The organism is Salinispora cortesiana, from assembly GCF_000484695.1.
Taxonomy (GTDB): domain Bacteria; phylum Actinomycetota; class Actinomycetes; order Mycobacteriales; family Micromonosporaceae; genus Micromonospora; species Micromonospora cortesiana.
In genome coordinates, this window is the sequence record NZ_AXVR01000010.1 from 18,971 (window position 1) to 41,271 (window position 22,301).

The window sequence follows — 22,301 nt, forward strand, 5'->3', positions numbered from 1 at the left end:
AGCACACCACAAGCATCCTGGGTGGGCCGCGCTGGACAGGCAGGCCAAAGCAACAGGCAACCGCGGGCCGAGCCAACCGGCGACCGGCGACCGGGGTCAGGAGAGCGCGAGTCGGGTAAGCGTGCCGTCTGGAGCGACGAGGAAGAGACCAAGCTGGTTCGTTCCCGACCGAAAGAGCTGGTCATCACCGATCAGGGCGGCGAACCGGCGCCCGCCCTCGTCCCGGCCAACCACCGGAACCACGACGGCGACCCGGCCGTTGATAGCCACCGCCAGCGGAGTGCCATCGGGAATCTCGTCGGGTAGGTCACCCCAGACCAGCGCGGGCAGCAGGCCCTGGTCCGGGTCCACCTCCCGGAAGGCGGCCAGGTTCTCGACCCGGGCCACCCCTGCCGTCGGCTGATCCGGCACCGTGCTGCCGATCAGCGGGTGCGGTACGACGGGCGGCGCCGCGGTGGGTACGCCACCGCCGATCGGGGTCGGCTGGGCGGGCCGGTCGTAGAAGACCTTGCTCGCCTGCGCCCGGGGCGCTTCCCGCGCCGACCGGCCGTCAACCGCCCAGGGCAGCCGGATCGCTGCCTCATCGGCGAGGGTGGGCAGCAGGTCAACGTGCTGCCAGTTCCGGTCATCAAGCCGGCCGGTGCGCTGCCCGGGATACTTGACAAACAGCGGCACCCAGGCCACCTCGTCGGCGGCGGCTTCGATCGCGCCCATCCCCCGCCCCTGCGCCCCCTTGGTGAAGCTCACCCCGTGGTCGGCGGTGACCACCAGCAGCGCGTCGTCGTAGAGTCCGGTGGCGCGCAGCGTACGCAGGGTCTCGCCGATCAGCCGGTCGGTGTAGCCGAGCTGGGCCAGATGCCGCTGACGGGCCAACTCCACCCAGCCCTCCCCCTCGTTCGGGAAGTCCTCGGGTGCCGCATAGCGCACCCCGGAGGGCAGGTACGCCCATGGCGAATGTGGCATCAGCAGGTGCAGAAAGTGCAGGGTGGGCCGGGCAGACGGCTGGAGTCCGGCGAGGAAGCTGCTGAATCGGGCCGGTTGGTTGTCGTTCAGCCGGTCCCAGCGAAACTTCGGATCCGCCGGAATCGGCTCGGCGGCGTCGATGCCAGCCTCCGCGGCGGTCTGCTCCCGGTAGGAGTCCGCCGGGTCAACCCGACTCTCCGTCGGCGCGGATATTCGGGCCAGCAACTTCGCACTCTCCCGGGCCAGCACCCCCATCCCCTGCTCCCGGCCCGGCGGCGTCTCACAGCGGCTGGGCGGGCAGAGGCGGGTGATGCTCTCCTCGGCACGGATGTCGTACAGGCCACCGAAGGCGGTGAACAGGTTGTCCGGATGCTGCGAGTAGTGTGGAGCCGCCCCCGTGGCCGGATAGCGGCCGGTCAGCATGGCCGGCAACGCGTACGGCGTCCAACCGCTGACCCCCGTCGCGTTGCGGTACCAGGTTGAGCCGGCGGCCAGCTCCGCGAAGTGCGGGAACCGATCCGCGTCGATCTGCCCCTCCGGGCCGAGCAGGGAGACGAGGGGCAGCTCGTCAAGGATCAACAGGACCACCGGCGGGTGTCCACCAGCGCGGGCCAGCCCGACGGCGCCGCCGTCCCCGCGTGGCAACACCACCGTCGAGGTGGGCGACACGAGCAGGAACAGCGCAATGAAGACCGCTGGCCCGAGCGCCGCGACCCGCAGCACGCGGGCCGGGGCACGCCACCGCCGGTAGGCCACCGTCGCCGCCAGGGCGAGGACCAGCGCCAGGACCAACAGCGGCACCCCCCGCAATGGTGTCGCGTGCCGTCCAACCTGCACGGCCAGCGCGGCAAACAGAAGACCCACGAGCAGCGTGTGGGTCACCTCCCGGGCGGTACGGCCAGCCAGCCGCGACGTCGCAGCGAGCGCTCCGAGCGCAACGGTCGGCACGATCGCGACCAGCACGACCAGCTGCACGATCTCGCCCCGGCTGGCCCGGTGGAAAAGAAAGAAGTCCGGACTCTGGCCGAGCACGTCCAACAACGGCTGAGTGACCACGAGCCCGAGCAGAGCGGCGAGCTCCAGCAGCCGCCAGCCCTCCGCTCTCCAGCCACGGCGCGGGGCACTGTCCGGATCCCCCGCGGCACCAGCTCGTCGATCGGAGGCGCCGTCAACGCTGTCGGGTTGATCCGGTGTGGGCGCGACGCCCGAGTCAGCCACTCAGGACCACCCGGTACAGGGTCCGACTACCCGACGGCAGGTGCAGGCGCTCCTCGAGGTGGCCGTGGGCGGCGAGCAGCCGCTCGAACTCGTCCCGGCGGTAGCGGGGAAAGGCATTCTCCGGCTTGTTGGCGAGCAGCCGGCGGGCCATCGGATCCTCCGGGTGCACGAACTCCACCACCAGCCGGGTGCCCGGCCGACCGAAACCGGCCAGCCACGCGACCACCTCCGGCAACGGGACGTTACGCCCGACCGCGAGGTGGTGGACCACCGCCAGGGCGAGGACGACATCAGCCCGCGCCCGATCGCCGAAGGAGGCCCGCTCGACCCCCCGCCAGCCGCCACCGGGGGACGGGTCGGCCAGATCCATCACCAGCGGCAGGACCCGCTTCTCCCCCTCGGCCCGCAGCTCCCGGTACAGCCGGTCAACCACCCCCGGGTCCTGTTCGACCGCGACAACGTGCTCGGCGTGGCGCGCGGCCAGGCGGGCGTACCGGCCATCGTTGGCCCCGAGGTCGAGTGCCAGCCGGGTCGGCGGCCCGGCGGTCAGCGACGCGGCGACGAAGCGCTCCTTGGCGGCCCGGTCCTCGGTGGTGTAGCCACAGGTGCGTTGGTAGTCGATCCAGTGGCTGGCGGGCGGCGGGCGGTCCAGCCGGCGGACGAGGCGGTGCAGACCACGTACCGTCGCGACGGCGAGGTCACGGGAGTAACCGGCGTCGCGTAGCTGGCTGCGAACCTCGGCCGTGCTGGATCGGGCATTGCGTCGCTGCATCGCGTCGTGCAGGTGAACGTGGGTCAGCACACCGGGGCGAAACCGGCGACGGCCGGTGAACAATCGACGAATCTGGTCCGCCTCGATGCCATCAACCTGGGCCCGCAACAGCGGCTGAAAGTCCAGCCCCAGGTGGGCACCGAGGAGCAGCGGGTAGAGCAGGGTCTGGCAGAACTGGCGGTAGCCGGCCCAGGGTTCGCCATCCCGGACCGGGGTGAACGAGCCGATGTCGATAAAGACCGGCTCCGCGCCGCGCCACTGCAGGTTGTATGCCGAACCGTCCTTGGTGGTGAAGCCGCCCGGCAGCGCCGCCTGGAGGATGTCCAGGTGCAGCAGGGCGACGTCCCGCAGCATGCCGTGGGACCATTCGTACGGGTGGGAGACGAACGGGATGCGTTCGTGCCGAAGCACCGCAGACCAACCCGGCGGCGCCGGGCTGGTCTCGACGGTGTCGCAGACCTTACCTTCGGCGAGTAGCGCCGAAAAGAAGTTACTGTCGGCGAGAGCCCGCCATTCGGCGGCGCCCCGCTCGTCCAACCCACGCAGCACGTCATCGCCGCAGTGGAAGACCCGGTTCGCGGGGTCCCGGAAGGACGCCGGCTCGGCCCGCAGGTCGGGATACGCAGATGTCATGCCGGTCAGTGCCGGTCGGTGGGCTGCTTGCGGAACCGGTCCACCAAGCGTCGCCAGTAGAGCTTGCCGGCCACCGCGACACCAGCTACCCCGCCAACCACCGCCTGCACGATCAGGCTGCCCGATCCCGCGTCCAGGTAGGCCAGATAATCCACCGGCCACTCCTTCCGATCTCGACCCTCGGCACGCCGAACCGGCCCACCGGGGAGGGTTTGTCCAATACGCTCGGGATGTATTCGGACACAGTACGCGCATGTCGGGGGCGATGCGGGTGATAACCACACCATTGTTCCGATCTGATGGCGAGGCGATCCCCTGATCACCCACCCCGCCGGTGGTGCATGGCGTAGCGGAGTAGCACGAACCGCAACACCGTGGCGGCCAGGTTCGCAGCGACCAACACCACCAGCTCCACCACTTGCGCCGGAGCCACCACCACGGCGTGCAGCAGCGCGAGCGAGCCACTGGTCAGCGCCAGGCCGAGCCCAAAGGCCACCATGCCTTGCAGGTGGTGGCGGCCGGCGTGCCACCGGCCGGTGATCCCGAAGGTCAGTCGCCGGTTCGCCGCCGTATTGGCGACCGCGGTAATCAGCAACGACAGCAGGTTCGCCGGCTGGGCGCCAAGGACACCCCGGGCGGAGACATACAACAGCAGGTAGGCCACCGTGCTGGCCGCCCCGACCAGGGCGAACCGGGCTAGCTGTCGGGGCAGTCCTGCCGGCACCCGGGCCGGCGGGACTGCCAGCGGGGCGCGTCCGACCTGCTCCCGCAGTTGCCGCAGCGGCAGCGCGCCGGTAACCAGAGCCCGCCCGAGGCGGCCGATGCCACGCAGGTCGGCCAGGGCGGTGGCCAGCACGTCCACCCGGCTGTCCGGATCGTCCACCCAATCCACCGGCACCTCGTGGATACGCAGGCCGGCCCGCTGGGCGAGCACCAGCAACTCGGTGTCGAAGAACCACCCGGTGTCTCGCACCAGCGGCAGCAGCCGGGCCGCCACGTCTGCTCGGATCGCCTTGAAGCCACACTGGGCGTCGGAGAACCGAGCGGCGAGGGCACCCCGCAGCAGCAGGTTGTACCCCCGCGAGATCACCTCCCGCTTCGCACCCCGGACCACCCGCGAGGCACGTGCGAGCCGGGTGCCGATGGCCAGGTCCGAGTGGCCGGAGATGAGCGGCGCGACCAACGGCAGTAGCGCTGCCAGGTCCGTGGACAGGTCAACATCCATGTATACGAGCACCGGGGCGGGTGAGGCCGACTAGGCGGCCCGTAGTGCCCGCCCACGCCCCTTGGCCTCCAGATGGAGCACCTCGAGGCCGGCCAGGTCGATGGCGAGGGAGCGGGCCACGTCCAGCGTGCCGTCGACGCTGGCGTTGTCCGCGATCGTGATCCGGAACGAATACGGGACGTGCTCACACAGGTGCGCATGCAGCCGCCGCACGCACGGCTCGAGGTCGGTCTCCTCGTTGTAGACAGGAATCACCACGTCCAGAACGGGCGCCCGGCCAGCAGACTGGATCCACCTGACCGGGCGGGCCTCAGTGGTGTCGATCATGCGTCGGTCCCCCTGTTGCTCAGGTCGTAGATCGTGACTCCGTCCACGGTTCGCGCCTCGAACGTCTCCGCCACCCAGGCGGCGATCTCGGAGGAGGCGGAGCTGCCACCGTTGGCACCCCGAAATCCACCCCCACCGATGAACCAGTGGATCCTTCCGTCGGCGACGTAGCGCTGGAACTCGGCGACGGTCGGGGAGGGATCGGTACCGTTGAACCCGCCGACGGGCAGCACCGGATCGCCGGTGGCGAGTTGGTAGCCGGCGGCGTTGTTCGCACCCACCATGGCCGCCACCCAGGTGTAGCTGTCGCTGTCGAGCTCGAGTAGCTCACGCAGTTGCGCGCTGGGAACGCGGGCACCCAACAGCCCGCCATCCCCTCGCCCACCGTCACCGCCCGGTTGACCCGGTTGACCCGGTTGACCTGGCCGGCCCGACTGCCCTGGTTGACCCGGTTGACCCGACTGCCCTGGTTGACCTGGCCGGCCCGGCTGATCCGGCTGGCGGCCGTTGAGCGCCACGGCGGGTTGCCGATCCGGTCCCTGCGGCAGCCCACCGACACCGGAGGGCTGCCCGCCACCAGGGACGCCGGGGCCATCCCCCGGGCCGCCCGGTCGGGCGCCGACATCGCCGGCCACTGCGGGGCCCGCGGTGGGAACCCCACCGTTGTGCGCCGTCGCAGCGGCATGTACCGAGTACGCCACCGGACCGGCGAGGGCCGCCGCGGCGCCCAGTGCAAGTCCCGCCGCCCCAACTGATCGGGGCAGCCGAGGAGCGAGCACCAGCAACGCCGCCGCCACGAGGCCGCCCACCAGAACCGTGGTGCGCAACCACGGATTCCAGTCGGGGCTACGGCCCAGCAGCAGCCAGGACCATCCCGCGGTGACGGCCAGTGTCCCGGCCAGGACGCCGGTGGCGGCGTAGGGCTGCCGACGCCAGACAGCGCCGGACGGAGCGGATCGCGCCCGCCACAGCAGCGTGACACCGATCCCGACCAGGGCACCGACCGCCGGCGCCAGGGCCACGGTGTAGTACTCGTGGAAGATCCCGGACATGAAGCTGAAGATCGCCCCGGTGACCAGCAACCAGCCGCCCCAGAGCAGCAGACCGGCACGAGTCCGGTCGGTCCGCGCGGCCCGCCCGACCACCAGCAGGCCAACCGCGAGCAGGATCAGCGCGGCTGGCAACAGCCAGGCGATCTGCCCGCCAACCCGGTCGTCGAACATGCGCAGCAGGCCGGTTCCATCACCGAACCCCCCTCCGCCGGGCCGCCCCACGCTGCCCTCCTCGCGGCCGGCGATGCGACCGAGACCGTTGTAGCCGAGGGTCAGCTCAAGCACACTGTCGGTCTGCGAACCGCCGATGTACGGGCGAGCGCCGGAAGGGACCAACTCGACGACGGCCACCCACCACCCGGCCGACAGCACGACCGCGAGGCCGGCCAGCAGGGTCTGCCGGATCCGCCGGCCGAGCCCGGTCGGCGCGGCCAGCAGGTAGACGCCGGCGAGTACCGGTACCACCAGAAACGCCTGCAGCATCTTCGTGAGGAAGCCGAGCCCGACCAGCACGCCGGCGAGCGCGAGCCATCGTGTGGCCGCCGTCTCGACCGCCCGCACGGTGGCGTAGGCGGCGGCGACCAGAAGCAGCACCAGCAGCGCGTCCGGGTTGTTGAACCGGAACATCAGGGTGGCCACCGGCGTGACGGCGAGGACCGCGCCGGCGATCAACCCTGCTGCCGGGCCGTGCCAACGCCGTACCGTGGCGTAGAGCACCGCGACCGCAGCCACCCCGCACAGCGCCTGCGGCAGCAGCACCGCCCAGCTGTTCAGACCGAACAGCCGCACCGAGAGCGCCATCAGCCACAGCGCGGCGGGGGTCTTGTCAACGGTGATGGAGTTGGCGGCATCGAACGAGCCGTAGAAGAAGGCGGTCCAGTTCTGCGCGCCGGCCTGCGCCGCCGCCGAGTAGTAGGCGTTCGCCCAACCGGAGACGTCGAGCCCCCACAGGTAGAGCCCGGCGGTGGCGAGCAGTAGTCCGCCGAGGCAAGGGCGGGCCCAGCGGGCCGACCGACGTGGTGTGGACGTCGGCTCCGCCTCCGGTTCTGCCGACGGCGTCCGGGCGACGCTCACCGCCGGGGCGGCCGCATGGGGCCCGTAGGTCGTCTCGGTTCTGTCCATGGTGGGAAGCCTGGCCGGCAGGGCTGCACGGCCCCCATGGGTTCGCTATGTCTCCGCTGTGGAACTCGGCAGCCGTACGGTGAACACGGTGCGGCCTGGTCGGCTGCGTACCGACACCACTCCGTGGTGAGCGTCCACGACGGCCGCGACGATGGCGAGCCCCAGCCCGGTACTGCCGTGCGACCGTGACCGCGAGCTGTCGCCACGCGCGAAGCGCTCGAAGACCTCCGGTTGAAGCTCCTGCGGGATTCCCGGTCCGTCGTCGGCGACCCGGAGCACCGCGACGTCCGGCTCGACAGCGAGGCTGGTCGTGACCGTGGTGCCGGCGGGGGTGTGCACCCGCGCGTTCGCCAACAGATTGGCCACCACCTGGTGCAGCCGGGCCGCATCACCGGGCACGCTGATCTGTTGCTCCGGCAGGTCGAGTTGCCAGCGGTGCTCGGGCCCGGCCACGTGCGCGTCGCTGACCGCGTCCACGACCAGCGCGGAGAGGTCGACCGGCGCGACGGCGAGGGGACGACCCGAGTCGAGCCGGGCGAGCAGCAACAGGTCCTCCACCAGACCAGTCATCCTGGTGCTCTCGGACTCCACCCGGCGCAGGGCGTGTGCCACGTCGGGCGGCACCCGGTCCCGACCGCGCCGAGCCACCTCCGCATACCCACGAATGGCGGCCAGCGGCGTCCGCAGTTCGTGACTCGCGTCAGCGACGAACTGGCGTACCCGTGTCTCGCTGGCCTGCCGCGCGGCGAGCGCGGCGGCGACGTGCCCGAGCATCCGATTGAGCGCGGCACCGACCTGGCCCACCTCGGTACGGGGGTCGGTGTCGGATTCTGGCACCCGGACCGGCAACGTCACCTCGCCCCGGTCCAACGGGAGTTCGCTGACGCTACGTGCGGTGGCGGCGACCCGCCGCAGCGGACGCAGGGTACGCCGGACCAGGAGGGCACCGGCGGTGCCAGCGACGACGAGCCCGGCGCCGGCGACACCGGCCTGCGCGACGACCATTCGCATCACCGTTTCCTGCACCTCGGCGAGGGGCAGGGCGAACGCCGTCACCTCGCCGTCACGCCACTGCCGGGCGATGGCGCGGTACTCCCCCAGACCGTCCAGGACCACGGTGCGCGGTCCGGCGTTGGGCACCAGTGCGCCCAGCGCCGCCACCTTCTCGGGTGGGATCCACTCCCCGCCCTCCCGGGCCTCGGTCTGGATCCGGGCCTCGACCACCCGGTCGTCGCGCAGCTCCGCGACGACCGAGCCCACTTCCATGCCAGGCGCGACCTGCAGGTCATCCTTGGTGGGGCGAGGCGGATGCGGAACAAAGACGCGGGGTCCCGCGTCAAGTCTGAGCTGCCGGTCGATCCGGTCGGTCAGGAAGTCCCGCAGGGCGACGGTGGTGATGCTGCCGATGCCGATGCTGACGACGGCCAGCAGGGCAACCATGATAACCACCAGCCGCGTCCACAGTGAGCGACCGGCGAGCCAACGTCGCCGGCCGGCCCGTTCACTCGACGGGCTTGAGGACATAGCCCGCCCCGCGCAGAGTGTGGATCATCGGTGCGCGGCCGGCGTCGATCTTCTTACGCAGGTACGAGATATACAGCTCGACCACGTTGGCCTGACCCCCGAAGTCGTAGTTCCATACCCGGTCCAGGATCTGCGCCTTGCTGAGCACCCGGCGTGGGTTACGCATGAGATAACGCAGCAACTCGAACTCGGTGGCGGTCAATGTGACCAACTGCCCGCCCCGACTCACCTCGTGGCTGTCCTCGTCGAGGGAGAGGTCACCGACGGTGAGCACCGCCTCCTGCCGGGCGGCGATCGCGAAGCCGGAGCGGCGCAGCAGCGCCCGCAGGCGGGCGATCACCTCTTCCAGGCTGAACGGCTTGGTCACATAGTCATCACCACCGACGGTCAACCCGGCGACCCGGTCCTCGACCGCGTCCCGTGCGGTCAGGAAGAGCACCGGCACAGTCGGAGCCACCTCGCGCAGGCGACGCAGCACCGCAAAGCCGTCCAGGTCGGGCAGCATCACGTCGAGAACCACGGCGTCCGGCTGGAACTGACGAGCTGCACTCAACGCCGCCATCCCGTTGCCGGCCGTCCGCACCTGCCAACCCTCGTAGCGCAGCGCCATCGACAGCAGGTCAGCCAGGGTGGACTCGTCGTCAACGACCAGGACACGCACGGGCTGGCCGTCCGGGCGGCGGAGGTCAACCCGGGCTGGTCCCACCTGCTCGTTGGTCATCATGGCCCTCATCCTGGACGCCCCCACTGTAGGGCGGTTGTGCGGTTCCTGTGCTCCCGCTGTGCAGGCTACTCGGACATTCTTCGGAAGGCCGAAGCAAACCGACGGGCGACCCCGCTCCCGGAACTACTCCTCCGCGCCCGGAACCCGGTTTCGCCGGCCGAAAACCGGGTACCCCGGGGCGAGTGACGGGAGGAACGAAATGTCCCAGCACAGCTCCTGGCTGAACGAGACAGCCACCGCAACAGCGGAGGGCGGACACGTCCGGACCGAGGATGGTGGGCTCTCCACCGCCCTGGCATCCCCACTGGCTCCGCACTGCACCGGGCTGAGCCCGTCGCAGCTACTCGCTGCCGCCTTCGCCTCCTGCCTACACCACGCCGCGGTGGAGGCAGCCGGCGAAATCACCGACGAGGCACACACGGTCCAGGTACGGGCCGAGGCGAAGCTCGGCCGAGACGACGACGGCCGCTACCGGGCCGACGTGAGCGCCTCCATCTCGTCGGCCGGATTGACCCGCCAACAACTGGCGGACCTGGTGGAGCACGCGGACCGGCTCTGGCCCTTCTCCACCGAGGATGCGAGCCGACATCACCTGACGGTGGCGCTGACCGACAACGGCCGGCACTGAGACAGCTCACGACGAGCCGAAAGGCCGGATCAGCACTCCGACCGACCCCGCAGGCAGCCGAACACCCCACCTACGATCAGCTGTTCGGAGGAGGGATCCTTACTCGGATCCACCCACCCAGCAAGATCGGAAACTTGCGGCTTTTCGAGAGTTTTCGAAACTCATTTCCGACATTAGAGATAGCTGAGGTTTGGGGGGTTCCTCCGGGGCTCATTCACCCCATCCGAACTTTGGTGCAAATAGTGACGCGCCCCACTAATCGGACCGATGGCAGTGAGCGATCTGCTTTCTAGCCTCGGCGGATGCACTCCGACGACACCTTCACCCAGCAGACGACCCAGCACGACCCAGCCAGCCAATCAACCGAGGAGACCTCCACCGAACGGTGGATCCCCTCCTCCCGCACTCCCAACCGAGGGCTACGCGCACTGCTGGCGTCCACCCCGGCCCGGGTCGCTCTCGCCACTGGCCTCACCTGCTGCCTCGGCGCGGCCGCCTACGCCGGAACACGACAGACCCCCGAGCAGCCGGAGCAGACCCCGGTCGCCGAGGCGGCGACGGAACGGATCGACGCTGCCGAACGGTCCTCACGTTCCTTCCTCCGAGATGACGCCACCCCCACCTCGACGAGCCCCAGCCCAACCGAGACCGCCAGCCCGACCGAGGCGGAGGAGGAATCCACGCCCAGCCAGCCAACACCGCCCCAACCGGTCGCCGGGCTGACCCAGACCCAGATGGACAATGCGAAGACAATCGTCGATGTTGGGGCCGAGATGAACATCCCGCGTCGTGGCTTGATCGTTGCTATCGCCACCGCGATGCAGGAGAGCACCCTGCTCAACTACGCCAACGCGGGCGTGCCGGAGTCACAGAACTACCCGCACGAGGCAGTTGGCTGGGACCACGACTCGGTCGGCCTGTTCCAGCAGCGCTCGAGCACCGGCTGGGGCAGCATCGCCGAACTGATGACTCCGACCTACGCGGCCAAGGCGTTCTACCAGGCGCTCCTGCAGGTCCCCGGCTGGCAGGAGATGAGCGTCGCCTGGGCAGCCCAATCTGTCCAGGTTTCGGCCTTCCCCGATGCGTACGCCCAGCACGAGACTCGGGCGACCACCATCGTCAGCGCGTTGGTGTGACGGGGTCCCGTACCCCGCAGCGAGCAACTCGTCCCCGACGGGCGACCTGTCCTCAGCAAAGAGCTCAGCTCGGCCCCACGGCGGAGGCGGCGGTCGGCGTGTCGGCCGGCACCGCCTCCGTCGGGCCGCCGAGGAGCTCGTCGGCTCGGGCCGCCCGGCACTGTCGGGCGTGTAGCGCCGCCTCAAGCTCCCGGCGGGCCTGCACCGCCTCGGTATAGACCTGCTCACGCACCCGTCGGGCTTCCTCCCGGGCGGCGTCGAACTCCAGTCGCGCCCGTAGGAGTAATTCGGCGGCCTCCCGCTCCGCCGTCCCCCCCTCCGCTGCGTCGGCGGGTCGCCGCGCCGCATCGCCGAGGTCGAGCCGCTGGAGCAACCCACACAGGCCCGCCGCCTCCTCGCGAATCTCGTCCCACTCCCGCCCGGCCCCCGTGGCGCCCGCCGCGCGGGCCGCCAACCGGCTCAACCGGACGCCGAGTTCATTCAGACAGGAATCAACCTGCCGCTGGTCGTAACCGACGTCTACGACGGAGAACCTCATACTGTCGCCCCCAGACAGCTGGTACGTCTACCCCCACCGTCGATCCTCGGCGCCCGGGGACCATCGCCGAGGACATTCCGAAAAAATGTTCAACATTCGAACGACCCGGCCAGTTCCGACACTCTGGGTGGGCCTCCGCCACCTCTACCCGCCCGCTCCTACCCCGCCCGCAGGTCGCCGGCCAGCCGCAGGTCGACGCCAGCTACTCTCACCCCGACACCACCGTCTCCGGTTCGGCGTCCGCCGGTGCTCCCGAATCCGGAGTCTGGAAGAGGTAGCGGATAAACTCCCCGCCGGCCTCGTTGTCATCCGCACCGGGCCACTGCCCGACGCAGTCCACCCCAATCACCTCCCGGCCAGTGCCGTCGGTCTCCTCAAGCAGGACCCACAGGCTGACCGGGTAGCAACGAGTGCCGCCGGGTGCCAGACGCCAACGCGCGTACCAGCCGGGTCGGGCGGGGATGATCTCGACGATCCGCTTCATCACGACCTTCCCTTCCGCATACCTCGGAAGTCCACCGGTCCACTGCAATCGTCCGGCTCAACCGGGTGAGCGACCATCACCCCGGCCGGATGAGGATCCCCACGGCGGCGACGCGGTGGTCCCGGCGAATCCGGCCTGCCACGGTGCCGCCCGCGCCTCCTCGTCCGCCGGCGGATCCGGCGGCCACCGCCGGCGCGGCCGCCGCACCCCCGCGGGCCACCCGCCGGCCCGGGGCCGCGGGCCCGGCCTGTTTCCTGCTCACTAGCGATGGGAAGGCAGTGGACGACAGCCGGAACCGCAGTGGAGGTGGCACATGCGTAAGCAGATGGAAGGCGACAACCAACGCCGACGGGCGCTCGCCCGACAGGCCCGGAGCCAGGGACAGCGGCCTAGCGAGACCGGGGCCAGCCTGGGCGCCACCAAGCAGTTGACCAGTCTTGACCAACGGCGACGCAACGGACCCGCTCCGGCGGGACGACACAAACCGACCAGCACCAACGGTGGTCCCGCCCCACCTCCGATCGGCGCCCCGGAGAATTCACGGCCCATCCCGGACAGTGGCCCCACCGGCCCCACCATGATCAGCTACCAGGATCTGGTGACCGATGTTGGCCGGCGATCCGGGGTCGACTTCCCTACCGCGAAGGTAGGCGTGTCGGCGACAGTGCTGACCCTGGCCCGCGCACTGGGGGTGGCCGAACGCGGCCGGCTGCTCGCGGCCGTACCGACCCGGCTACACGACATCACTCCGGTGGACGGTATCGAGAACCGCTCCGACCTACCCGGCTTCCTCGCCGAGGTGGGCCGGCTCAGCGGCCGCACCCCGGAGCAGGCCCGCTACCAGGCGGCGGCCACCCTCACCGCGCTGGCCGACCGGGACGGTGACCTGGTCGAGTCGCTGCACGTCCCGGAGGGGCTGCAGGACCTACTCGCCCCGCCCGAGCCCGGCGGAGGCGTGATCGGAGCAACGGCCGCAACCCCGCCCCTGGACGAGGGGCAGCTGCGCGAGGTGCAGGCCCACCTCCCGTACTGGTCCGGGGACCGGCACGGGCTGTCTCGGACGGTTGAGCTGCCCGCCGAGAACCTCGGCCGCGTGCTCGACCGACTCGACCAGCTCCGACGACAGACCGGACGCGGGCCTTCGATCGGTCAACCCGACCGCACCACCGCGGTGTTGACGGTGGCGACCCCCCGACCCCGAGGGGCGCCGGAGGTAACCAGACCGGACGTTGACCTGGCCCACGCCGTGGACGACGCGATCGACGAGGTGGGGGCCGGGATGGCGAGCTAGCCCGGCGGGAAGGGGCCGCCTCCACCACCTGGTGGAGGCGGGCCTCTTCCCACCTAACCCAGGTGGGCGGGCACCTCGGGGGAGCTGCTCTCCAACGGCACCGAGTGGGCCGGCACCAGGCTCAGCTGAACCGCTGGACGGGGCAAGGTCGCGTCCAGCAGCCAGTCGGCGCCCACCCGGGCGCGGTTGCCGGGCAGGTTGAGCAGGTGGTATCCCCGGGTCACCACCTTGGCGGGCAGTCCAGCCAGCGGCACCTTCAACGGGTTCGCCGCCGCGTCGCGGCCCCCCAGATCGACCACCCAGCCCAGGTCATGGTGCTTGTACGGGCGGCGGGTGCCCTGCCCGTACGAGGCGGCGATGTTGTGGGCAACCAGCTTGCCCTGCCGCTGGGCGTGCTGGGCGGTCATCGCGCAGACCTGCCCGGGCTGGGCCAGGTCGGGCACGGCCGCGGCGTCCCCACAGGCGAACACCTCCGGGAAGCCCGGAACGTTGAGGTACTCATCGGTCACCAGACGACCCTTCTCCGTCCGCAGGCCGAGCTGCTCGACGAATGGATCGGGGCGGACCCCGACACACCAGATGAGGGAGCAGGTCTGAATGAACTCCCCGTCGGTGAGCTTGACGCCGTCGGCGGTGGCGACCGCGACCGAGGTCCCCATCCGCACGTCCACTCCCCGCTCGTCCAGGACCCGATGGGCGGTGTCGGACATCCGCCGGTTCAGCTCGGGTAGCACCCGCGGCGCCACGTCGAGCAGCATCCACCGGGGCCGAAACTTCAACCGAGACCGCTGCCCGACGAGCCGGTCGGTGAACAACTGCCCATGGGCGGCCACCTCGGTGCCGGTGTAGCCGGCTCCCACCACCACGAAGGTGGCCCGCGCCCGTTGTTCGGCCGGGTCGGTGGCCTGTTCCGCCAGCTCAACCTGTCGGACCACGTGGTCGTGAAGGTAGAGCGCCTCCGGCAGGCCGCGAAAGCCGTGCGCGTACTCGGTGACCCCGGGGATCGGCAGCAGCTTGTTAACGCTACCGACCGCCAGCACCAGCCGGTCGTACGCGAGGCGGTTCCGCTCCCCCTCTGGCTGCGTGAAACCGACCCAACGGTTCCGCAGGTCAACGTGGTCGGCCTCGCCGACCACGAGGCGGACGCCGTCGAGTGTTCCGGCCAGCGGCACCGAGATCCGGGTCGGCTCGACAACACCGGCGGCGACCTCCGGCAGCAACGGCAGGTACAGGAAGTAGTCAGTCGTGTTCAGCAGCACGATCTCGGCCTGGTCCTTGGCCAACCGGCTGAGCGTCTTTGCCGCGTGGTACCCGGCGAAACCGGCCCCTACGATCACCACCCGAGGCTTCGTCATTCCACCGCCGTTCCCCGGGCAAGGCCGGACAAACCTCCCGGGGTGCCCCCGGCAACGGCACCGCGGGCGCCGCGCACCGCCGGTCACACCCACACGCGGGTGAGACGCAGGGCCTACCGGGGGGTCCCATCGCCGCCGGAGGTGTTGACGATCGACCGCTGCCCACCCGACCTGCTGGTACGAGTCGCGTACAGGCTGGTGAGAGTGACCACCACGAGGACAACGAGGATCACTGCGAGTGAGGCCAGGGTTGGAATCACCGGCACCCCGGGCCAGACCCCGTGCGCCCAGTGCAGGCCCAGTTTCACTCCGATGAACGCGAGGATGACCGCGAGTCCGTAGTTGAGGTGAACCAACCGGCTGAGCGCGGCGTGCAGGACGAAGTAGAGCGCCCGCAGCCCGAGCAGCGCGAAGGCGTTGGTGGCGAAGACCAGGTACGGATCTTCGGTGATGCCGTACACGGCGGGCACCGAATCGACGGCGAAGACCACATCGGTGGCGAGTACCGCGACGACCACCAGGGCCAGCGGAGTGAGGGTTCGCCGGCCAGCCAGGCGTACGACCATTTTCGTGCCCTGGTACTCCTGGGTGACCGGCATGAACCTGCGCAGTAGCCGCACCGAGCGCATCCCGTTGATGTCGACCTCCTGCTCCTGGCCGGAGATCGCGTCGCGCAGCAGCTTCGCCGCGGTGGCGAGCAGGATGAGGGCGAAGAGCAGGAAGGCGAAGTCGAGAGTCTGCAGAGCAGCCGCGCCGAGCGCGATGAACACCGCGCGCAGCACCAGGGCACCGGTGATCCCGAACAGCAGGACCCGCTGGGCGAGCACCGGGGGCACCGCGAACGCGGCCAGCAGAAGCATGAAGACGAACAGGTTGTCTACCGAGAGGGACTTCTCCACCAGGTAGCCGGTCAGGTACTCGACGCCCTGCTGCGAGCCGTAGCGGGACCAGAGCCAGGCGCCGAACGCCAGCGGCAGCGCGATGTAGAACGCCGACCAGGCCAGCGCCTCCCGGATCGATACCTCGTGCGGCCGCCGGGTGACCAGAAAGTCAAGTACCAGCAGCACGACGATGCCGGCGATGGTGACGCCCCACAGCGTCGGTGTACCGACCGAATGCAGCTCGGCAGAAATGTACAAATCGGTCATGGAGCCTCCTCGAACACGATGCCATGCTCGAGGTCTCCTTCACCCACTTTCGTAGGCAACCATCCGAGGCAGGCTCCGGGCCCGCCGTACTGACCGGAATGGCTCGTGGGAAGTACTCCCCTCGTCGCGACAAGGTTAGGGCAGTCCGGGTCCGAACTGCCACGCGGCACCCCGGTTCCGACCGACGACACCTCAGCTTCTACCAGCGCACCCAGCCCCCTACCACCCGAGCCCATCGGCGCCTATCGTGGCCCGATGACCGACAACGTACCGGCCGGCCCCCTCGCCGGGGTGCGGGTGATCGAACTGGCCGGGATTGGGCCGGGGCCGTTCGCCGCAATGATGCTGGCCGATCTCGGCGCCGAGGTGATCCGGGTGGATCGGGCGGCGGACGTGGACCCGACCGCTTTCGGCTCCCCCCACCCCGATCTACTGAACCGGGGACGGCGATCAATTGGCGTGGACCTGAAGGCACCCGCCGGACGCGACGTGGCGCTCGCGCTGACCGCCGGCGCAGATGTGCTGATCGAGGGCTTCCGGCCCGGGGTGACCGAGCGCCTCGGTCTCGGCCCGGCCGACTGCCACGCGGTCAACCCACGCCTCGTGTACGGACGGATGACCGGCTGGGGGCAGCACGGTCCCGCCGCACCGGAAGCCGGGCACGACATCACCTACCTGGCCCTGACCGGGGCGCTACACGGGATCGGACGGGCCGGCGAGCGTCCGGTGCCGCCGCTGAACCTGCTCGGCGACTTCGGTGGCGGTGGCATGCTCCTAGCCCTCGGCCTGATCAGCGCCCTGTACGCCGTGCGCGGCGGTGCCCCCGGCCAGGTGGTGGACGCCGCCATCGTGGACGGCGTCTCGGTGCTCAGCACCCAGATCCACGCCCTGCGCCACCTCGGCAGGTGGCAGGACCCGCGTGGAGTGAACCTGCTCGACGGGGGTGCTCCGTTCTACGACAGCTACGAGTGTGCCGATGGAAAGCACCTGGCGGTGGGCGCGCTGGAGCCCCGCTTCTACGACGAACTGGTCCGGCGTACCGGCTTTCCGCTGCCCGGTGACACCGCGCTGGACCGCACCGACCCGGCCAACTGGCCGGCGCTACACCAGGCGTGGGCACGGTTGTTCCGGACCCGGACCCGGGACGAGTGGGCGGCGCTGTTCGCCGGCTCGGACGCCTGTGTGGCCCCGGTTCTGGACTGGAAGGAGGCACCAGCGCACCCGCACCTGACGGCGCGGGACACCTTCGTGGAGCACCACGGGGTGACCCAACCGGCACCCGCACCACGCTTCTCCGGTACGCCGACGACGCTGCACCGTCCACCGCCACATCCCGGCGAGCACACAGACGAGCTGCTGGCCGAGGCGGGCTTCGGAGCTGACCGCATCGCCGACCTGCACGCTGCGGGCGCCGTAGCCTAGCCACCAAGGCTGGGGGGCGGGGAGTCAACGCGGCGGATCAGGGTCGGCGCAGCGCCGAACCCGGCGCCAGCGCCGGCTCCACCAGTTCCCGGTAGTCGCGGGGCAGTTGCACCGCGACATCGTCGAACTCGCCACCGCTGATCGCCTCCCGCAGCGTGATGAAGACCGCTCGGACGGCACCGTGCGCAGTCGCTTCGTCAACGTGGGCACGGGCGGCCACCCGAGTGACAAACTCTGCCGCCGCGAGCCGCTGCGCTGCCTCGTTGTCAGGCCCCGGCTTCAACACCACCTGCAGCTGCGTCGGTAGCTGTACAGCCAGATCCAGCACCTCCCCGCCAGTCAGCCGCTCGGCGAGCGTCTCCAGGACCGCCCGAGTCAGCTCCACCGCCTGTGCGGCAGGGGCGCCCGTCCGCTGCCCGACCTGGTCAACAAAGGTGTGATAGTCCATGCTGTCCCCTTCGGTCCGGCGACCGGATACCCGCTTCGCGCGGCACGGAAACTGCCGGGTTGCCGGCGATCGGAAACGACATGGGAAGGCCAGACGCCCCGGGCCGCGAACCGCGACCAGGGGCGCCAAACGCGGACCTGCACCGACGGATCCACACCCGAACCGGGTCGGGACCATCGGCAGTCAGCTGCTTGCTCTGCTCCGCCCGAACCGGGCAGGTATCAATGCCCGACCACCATACGACAGGGACGCTGGCGGGGCGCTGCTTTCACAGAAGTGTTGGCCGTCTCACGAGCTAGCCCAGAAGATGATCCAGGAAGCCGACCCAGGACTAGCCAGGGGCAGCCCCCTCACGGCGCTGGTACAGCCGCGCCGATCACCTCCGGGTATCGCTGCTCCAGGTCCACCCGGGCGAGCGCACCCACCAGCCAGGCCAACCGCTCAGAGCGGCCGCTACCCGCCAGCCCGGCCAGGTCGGCGGCGGACTGCCCGAGGCCCAGCCGGCGGGCCGCGGCCAGCGCTCGCCGATCGGCGACCGGCGGTATCTCAGCCCACAGTGCCTGTACCTCGCGGAGAAACAGGACGACCGCCGTATCGTCCACCCCGGGCAACTCGGTGAGCAGGGCACGTTCCCGGTCGGCGTCGCGGACAGCGACCACGCGCAATCGCCGAAGGTCACCCCGGTACCGGTCAACGACCGCCTGTGCCAGCTCCCCGAGGGTGCCGGCGGTCTGCTCGGCTGCGGCGCGGAGCCCGCAGTCGCGCAACAGCCCGACCCGTTCCGCAGGGGTGGAGCGGGCCAGCCGGGCGGCACTGTCCCAGCCCTGGTCCTGCAGGGCACGGGCTACCTCGATGGCTCGCCGAGCATCGCCGCGGCGGGACAACAACACGGCGAGGCAGAGCAGCTGGAAGAGACTCGAGGGGTTGTTGGTGGTTCGGAAGCCGTACTGCTCAGCAAAGCCGCGCCCGTCACCGGCGAGCCGGCGGACCAAGCGCTTCTTCTCCTCGATGGTCGGCATGGGCGCCGACTACCCGCCCCAACCGGCGCCACTCCTGGATGCCCGGCGTGCGCTGCCAGACATCGCACTCGACTCGCCGGCGCCTCCGGCCGCACCGCGGGTGGCGCGCGTCGCCCTCACCATCGGCGTCCGCTGGCGGCCGCACCGCGGGTGGCGCGCGTCGCCCTCACCGTCGGCGTCCGCTGGCGGCCTCGTCCAGCAGGCACTCGATCCGTTCCACTCCGGCAGGCATCGACATCTGCTGCAGATACGCCTCCCGGCCCCGCCGGCCCATCTCGGCACGGGCGACCGGAGGGATGGTGGCGGCCAACCAGAACCGGTCGGCGAGCGCGTCCCACTCCTCCGGCGGACACGACAGTCCGGCCCGGGCGCTCTCCACCACCTCAGCGGTGTCGCCGCCGGCCGAGGCGATGACCGGCGCCCCGCACGACAGGGCCGTCGGCAACTTGCCAGGCAGGGTGCTGCGTAGTTCGGGCAGGTCCCGAAGCATGACCAACTGGTAGTCGGCAGCGGCGTACAGCTCCGGCATGTCCAACGGCGAGCGCCGTTCGACGAAACGCACGTTGTCGGCGCCCAGCTCGGCGGCGAGCCCCCGCACCGGCCGCTCCTGCTCGCCCGACCCGACCAGCACCAGATCCATCCGGTGGTCGAGGGCTGCCGCCGCCCGCACCGCCGTCTCCAGCCCCTGTCGAGCGCCGATGGTGCCGGCGTACATCACCACGCAGCGGTCGTCGCGACGGATCAGTTGACCGGCGGCCGGGCTCGGCGGAGCCGGCTGGAAGATCCGCTCGTCGGTCCAGTTCAGCACCACCTCGACCCGCCCCGGGTCGGCCCCCTCGGTCACGACGTGGTCCCGCAGCGAGGGGGCCGCGACCGCGATCCGGTCGGCGCGGCGATAGGTCGCGGCCATCGCCCTGGCAAGCCGAGCAGTCCACCGATCGGGCCCGCCGGCCGCCGGCTCCGGACCGGCCCACACATCCTGAACGTGTACGACGGCCGGCACCCGACGAAGCGCCCGCAGGAGGCGGGCGGCGGCGAAGGCGGTGGCCGGCGGCTGGTGCACGTAGAGAGCGTCGACACCGGCGAAGAACCGCCGGCCGACCAGCGACACGCTGGCCGCGAAGGAGAGGTGACCGGCCAACCGGCCGCGCACGTGGGCGCTCCGCCCGACGTAGCGGGGCACCCGCCGCACGGTCAGCCGCTCGCTGCGGGTCTCGTGGCGCCAACGCTGACGCCAGCCCGGGTAGGCGTGCCCGCCCGGATAGTCGGGGAATCCGGTCAGCACCCGGACGTCGTGCCCACGACGGGCCAACTCCTCTGCGAGACTGCCCGGGATGAAAGCCGGTTCCGGTGGAAAGTGATACGCCAGGATGCCGATCTTCATCGTTGCTCCCCCGTTGCCAACAAGGCGGCCTCGTTGCCCCGCTGGCCGCTGTCCCGGTACGAGTCCGCCCTGGTCTTCGACCCGAACGGTGCGCTCTGGTGCTCGCCGGCCGCCCGGCGACGCAGGTAGGCGCGCAGGAGTACCGGGTGCAGGCGGCAGCGGTCCATCAGGTACGCCGCCACACCGAGCCGAAACCCCCAACGAAACTCACAAAAGCTCCTAAGCTCAACTTATACCGTGAAACCATTACAACGCCTCATACATCAAATATCCGAAGTTTCGCTATTCGATCGATAAGCCCGACGCACCTCCTCCCCCGGAGAATCGGTGTGACGGGGGCAAGGTCACGTCGTCTCCGCTCGCCGTCCCGTCACTCGCCTGGATAGGGTGGTGAGCGGTGTGCCGGGAAGCCTGGTCGGCGAACGTTTCCTGCTGCTCCGACACCGCTTGGATGGACCGCGCGTATGACCGACCGCACCCCGCCCCCGGGCCGCGCCCGCCGCCTCTTCTCGCGTACCTCCTGGCCGGAGGCCCGCTTCCTGGCTGACGTGCTGCGGACCGAGACCTTCGGCGGCGGCCTGCTGCTGCTCGGCGCGGTGATCGCGCTACTCTGGGCGAACTCGCCCTGGGGCGACTCCTACGCCGCTTTGGCATCCTGGGTGCCCTGGCCGGGCGGATCCGACCTGCACCTGGACCTGGACCTCGCCACCTGGGCAGCCGACGGCCTACTAGCGATCTTCTTCTTCGTGGTCGGGCTCGAACTCAAACGCGAATTCGTCGCCGGCGACCTTCGCGACCCACGTCGTGCCGCCCTACCGGTCGTCGCGGCAGTCGGAGGAATGATCGTTCCGGCCCTGATCTACGTCGGCATCAACCTCTCCGCCGGCGGCGAGAACCTGCGCGGCTGGGCCATCCCGACCGCCACCGACATCGCCTTCGCGCTCGCCGTGCTGGCGGTCATCGGATCCCATCTGCCGCAGGGGCTCCGCGCCTTCCTGCTCACCCTCGCCGTGGTAGACGACCTGCTCGCGATCACGGTCATCGCCATCTTCTACACCGGCGACTTCAAACTCATGCCGCTGCTGCTCGCGCTGCTGCCGATCGCACTCTTCGGCTTCCTCGTGCAGCGCCGCAAGACCTGGTGGTGGGCGCTGATCCCGCTGGCCCTGGTGGCCTGGACCCTGGTGCACGAGTCCGGCGTGCACGCCACGGTGGCCGGTGTTCTGCTCGGCTTCACGGTGCCGGTCCTGCGCGGCCGGGAGGGTGACCAGCACGGGCTCGCCGAGCACCTCGAACACCGCTGGCGGCCGGTCTCCGCCGGCTTCGCCGTCCCCGTCTTCGCCTTCTTCGCCGCCGGAGTGTCCCTACGCGGCGCCGACCTCGGCGCCGTGATCACCGACCCGATCGTCGTCGGCATCGTCGCCGGGCTGGTGCTCGGCAAGGTACTCGGTATCTTCGGCTCCACGTTCCTGCTCGCCCGGTTCACCCGCGCCGAGCTGGACCGGGACATCACCTGGACCGACCTACTCGGTGTCTCCCTGCTGGCCGGCATCGGATTCACCGTGTCGCTGCTGATCGGTGAACTCGCCTTCGACAGTGGTGCCGCCGACGACAACGTCAAGGCCGCCGTACTCAGCGGATCGCTGATCGCGGCGCTGCTCGCCTCCGTCGTGCTGACCCGCCGCAACAAGGCCTATCGGCGCATCGCCGTGAAGGAGCGGGTGGACAGCAACCGCGACGGGATACCCGACGTCTTCCAGCACCGCGACAACTAGCCAGGACGGCCAGGGGCGCTGCGACGCCGGCCAGCGTCTGCCGGCCCCGCTCCCGGCGCCATACTGGGCGAACCGAACGAGTTCGGTTCGCCCAGTATGGGCTCACCCGGAAG

Annotated in this window: 18 protein-coding genes and 2 pseudogenes; 5 read left to right on the plus strand and 15 right to left on the minus strand. The window is 70.5% G+C overall.

Going from position 1 to position 22,301, the window contains the following annotated elements; genetic code table 11:
• Nucleotides 1–96: 96 nt before the first annotated feature.
• The 7 genes and pseudogenes from K228_RS0107045 to K228_RS0107075 all read right to left on the minus strand — a co-directional run bounded on the left by K228_RS0107045 (nucleotide 97) and on the right by K228_RS0107075 (nucleotide 9,560).
• Nucleotides 97–2,181 carry a sulfatase-like hydrolase/transferase gene (locus tag K228_RS0107045; RefSeq protein ID WP_025617789.1) on the minus strand — a complete coding sequence of 695 codons (2,085 nt, stop codon included), beginning with the start codon at nucleotides 2,179–2,181 and terminating at the stop codon, nucleotides 97–99.
• Nucleotides 2,174–3,586 (minus strand): class I SAM-dependent methyltransferase, encoded by a 1,413-nt coding sequence (locus tag K228_RS0107050; protein WP_025617790.1) that lies wholly within the window; start codon nucleotides 3,584–3,586, stop codon nucleotides 2,174–2,176. Before K228_RS0107050 ends, K228_RS0107045 begins: the two co-directional genes overlap by 8 nt.
• Nucleotides 3,587–3,591: 5 nt before the next feature.
• Nucleotides 3,592–3,741, minus strand: a complete 150-nt coding sequence (locus K228_RS28760; protein WP_188116173.1) for a hypothetical protein — start codon at nucleotides 3,739–3,741, stop codon at nucleotides 3,592–3,594.
• Between the two features lie 164 nt (nucleotides 3,742–3,905).
• A pseudogene (locus tag K228_RS25400) lies at nucleotides 3,906–5,138 on the minus strand (bifunctional glycosyltransferase family 2/GtrA family protein).
• Nucleotides 5,135–7,312, minus strand: coding sequence for a glycosyltransferase family 39 protein (locus K228_RS0107065; RefSeq protein ID WP_025617791.1), 2,178 nt, complete (start codon nucleotides 7,310–7,312; stop codon nucleotides 5,135–5,137). The pseudogene K228_RS25400 and the gene K228_RS0107065 overlap by 4 nt, the downstream one beginning before the upstream one ends.
• 45 nt (nucleotides 7,313–7,357) lie before the next feature.
• Complete coding sequence (locus K228_RS0107070) at nucleotides 7,358–8,836, minus strand: sensor histidine kinase (protein ID WP_025617792.1); 1,479 nt, start codon at nucleotides 8,834–8,836, stop codon at nucleotides 7,358–7,360.
• A complete protein-coding gene (locus K228_RS0107075) occupies nucleotides 8,814–9,560 on the minus strand; it encodes a response regulator transcription factor (protein ID WP_025617793.1) in 747 nt (248 codons plus the stop codon). The genes K228_RS0107070 and K228_RS0107075 overlap by 23 nt, the downstream gene beginning before the upstream one ends.
• Nucleotides 9,561–9,759: 199 nt before the next feature.
• On the opposite strand from K228_RS0107075, the gene K228_RS0107080 reads away from it, so the two are divergent.
• Nucleotides 9,760–10,188, plus strand: a complete 429-nt coding sequence (locus K228_RS0107080; RefSeq protein ID WP_011906010.1) for an OsmC family protein — start codon at nucleotides 9,760–9,762, stop codon at nucleotides 10,186–10,188.
• A gap of 302 nt (nucleotides 10,189–10,490) precedes the next feature.
• The gene (locus tag K228_RS0107085) at nucleotides 10,491–11,324 is read left to right on the plus strand and encodes a hypothetical protein (RefSeq protein ID WP_025617794.1); all 834 of its coding nucleotides are present in this window, start codon (nucleotides 10,491–10,493) and stop codon (nucleotides 11,322–11,324) included.
• Nucleotides 11,325–11,388: 64 nt separating this feature from the next.
• On the opposite strand, the gene K228_RS0107090 is transcribed toward K228_RS0107085, so the two are convergent.
• Nucleotides 11,389–11,862: a hypothetical protein gene (locus tag K228_RS0107090; protein WP_029723398.1), complete on the minus strand. Its 474-nt coding sequence runs from the start codon at nucleotides 11,860–11,862 to the stop codon at nucleotides 11,389–11,391.
• A 158-nt stretch (nucleotides 11,863–12,020) separates the two neighbouring features.
• Nucleotides 12,021–12,346 (minus strand): annotated as a pseudogene (locus tag K228_RS0107095) (hypothetical protein).
• A 313-nt stretch (nucleotides 12,347–12,659) separates the two neighbouring features.
• Here K228_RS0107095 and K228_RS0107100 point away from each other — a divergent pair.
• Nucleotides 12,660–13,637, plus strand: coding sequence for a DUF2267 domain-containing protein (locus K228_RS0107100; protein WP_025617796.1), 978 nt, complete (start codon nucleotides 12,660–12,662; stop codon nucleotides 13,635–13,637).
• Nucleotides 13,638–13,690: 53 nt separating this feature from the next.
• Here the strand turns inward: K228_RS0107100 and K228_RS0107105 are convergent, their stop codons facing one another.
• Both K228_RS0107105 and K228_RS0107110 read right to left on the minus strand, forming a co-directional pair.
• A complete protein-coding gene (locus K228_RS0107105; protein ID WP_025617797.1) occupies nucleotides 13,691–14,992 on the minus strand; it encodes an NAD(P)/FAD-dependent oxidoreductase in 1,302 nt (433 codons plus the stop codon).
• A gap of 113 nt (nucleotides 14,993–15,105) precedes the next feature.
• On the minus strand, nucleotides 15,106–16,140 hold the full coding sequence (locus tag K228_RS0107110; RefSeq protein ID WP_025617798.1) for a TerC/Alx family metal homeostasis membrane protein: 1,035 nt from the start codon (nucleotides 16,138–16,140) through the stop codon (nucleotides 15,106–15,108).
• 255 nt (nucleotides 16,141–16,395) lie between these two features.
• Between K228_RS0107110 and K228_RS0107115 the strand changes: the two genes are divergently transcribed.
• Nucleotides 16,396–17,562 (plus strand): CaiB/BaiF CoA transferase family protein, encoded by a 1,167-nt coding sequence (locus K228_RS0107115; RefSeq protein ID WP_025617799.1) that lies wholly within the window; start codon nucleotides 16,396–16,398, stop codon nucleotides 17,560–17,562.
• Between the two features lie 37 nt (nucleotides 17,563–17,599).
• Here K228_RS0107115 and K228_RS0107120 read toward each other — a convergent pair whose 3' ends face one another.
• The 4 genes from K228_RS0107120 to K228_RS25405 all read right to left on the minus strand — a co-directional run bounded on the left by K228_RS0107120 (nucleotide 17,600) and on the right by K228_RS25405 (nucleotide 20,595).
• Nucleotides 17,600–18,010, minus strand: a complete 411-nt coding sequence (locus tag K228_RS0107120) for a DUF2267 domain-containing protein (RefSeq protein ID WP_025617800.1) — start codon at nucleotides 18,008–18,010, stop codon at nucleotides 17,600–17,602.
• Nucleotides 18,011–18,360: 350 nt separating this feature from the next.
• Complete coding sequence (locus K228_RS0107125; protein ID WP_025617801.1) at nucleotides 18,361–19,029, minus strand: hypothetical protein; 669 nt, start codon at nucleotides 19,027–19,029, stop codon at nucleotides 18,361–18,363.
• Nucleotides 19,030–19,195: 166 nt separating this feature from the next.
• Complete coding sequence (locus K228_RS0107130; protein WP_025617802.1) at nucleotides 19,196–20,413, minus strand: glycosyltransferase family 4 protein; 1,218 nt, start codon at nucleotides 20,411–20,413, stop codon at nucleotides 19,196–19,198.
• Entirely contained in the window at nucleotides 20,410–20,595 is a 186-nt protein-coding gene (locus K228_RS25405) for a hypothetical protein (protein WP_033776610.1), read from the minus strand. The genes K228_RS0107130 and K228_RS25405 overlap by 4 nt, the downstream gene beginning before the upstream one ends.
• Nucleotides 20,596–20,877: 282 nt before the next feature.
• Here K228_RS25405 and nhaA point away from each other — a divergent pair, with 282 nt between their 5' ends.
• Entirely contained in the window at nucleotides 20,878–22,188 is a 1,311-nt protein-coding gene (gene nhaA, locus K228_RS0107140; protein ID WP_025617803.1) for a Na+/H+ antiporter NhaA, read from the plus strand.
• Nucleotides 22,189–22,301: the final 113 nt, after the last annotated feature.

Excerpts from the sequence above, each read along its gene's own strand:
- K228_RS0107050 (WP_025617790.1), bottom strand. The coding sequence starts at position 3,586 with ATGACATCTGCGTATCCCGACCTGCGGGCCGAGCCGGCGTCCTTCCGG.
- K228_RS0107065 (WP_025617791.1), bottom strand. The coding sequence starts at position 7,312 with ATGGACAGAACCGAGACGACCTACGGGCCCCATGCGGCCGCCCCGGCG.
- K228_RS0107070 (WP_025617792.1), bottom strand. The coding sequence starts at position 8,836 with ATGTCCTCAAGCCCGTCGAGTGAACGGGCCGGCCGGCGACGTTGGCTC.
- K228_RS0107075 (WP_025617793.1), bottom strand. The coding sequence starts at position 9,560 with ATGATGACCAACGAGCAGGTGGGACCAGCCCGGGTTGACCTCCGCCGC.
- K228_RS0107080 (WP_011906010.1), top strand. The coding sequence starts at position 9,760 with ATGTCCCAGCACAGCTCCTGGCTGAACGAGACAGCCACCGCAACAGCG.
- K228_RS0107085 (WP_025617794.1), top strand. The coding sequence starts at position 10,491 with ATGCACTCCGACGACACCTTCACCCAGCAGACGACCCAGCACGACCCA.
- K228_RS0107090 (WP_029723398.1), bottom strand. The coding sequence starts at position 11,862 with ATGAGGTTCTCCGTCGTAGACGTCGGTTACGACCAGCGGCAGGTTGAT.
- K228_RS0107100 (WP_025617796.1), top strand. The coding sequence starts at position 12,660 with ATGCGTAAGCAGATGGAAGGCGACAACCAACGCCGACGGGCGCTCGCC.
- K228_RS0107105 (WP_025617797.1), bottom strand. The coding sequence starts at position 14,992 with ATGACGAAGCCTCGGGTGGTGATCGTAGGGGCCGGTTTCGCCGGGTAC.
- K228_RS0107110 (WP_025617798.1), bottom strand. The coding sequence starts at position 16,140 with ATGACCGATTTGTACATTTCTGCCGAGCTGCATTCGGTCGGTACACCG.
- K228_RS0107115 (WP_025617799.1), top strand. The coding sequence starts at position 16,396 with ATGACCGACAACGTACCGGCCGGCCCCCTCGCCGGGGTGCGGGTGATC.
- K228_RS0107120 (WP_025617800.1), bottom strand. The coding sequence starts at position 18,010 with ATGGACTATCACACCTTTGTTGACCAGGTCGGGCAGCGGACGGGCGCC.
- K228_RS0107125 (WP_025617801.1), bottom strand. The coding sequence starts at position 19,029 with ATGCCGACCATCGAGGAGAAGAAGCGCTTGGTCCGCCGGCTCGCCGGT.
- K228_RS0107130 (WP_025617802.1), bottom strand. The coding sequence starts at position 20,413 with ATGAAGATCGGCATCCTGGCGTATCACTTTCCACCGGAACCGGCTTTC.
- nhaA (WP_025617803.1), top strand. The coding sequence starts at position 20,878 with ATGACCGACCGCACCCCGCCCCCGGGCCGCGCCCGCCGCCTCTTCTCG.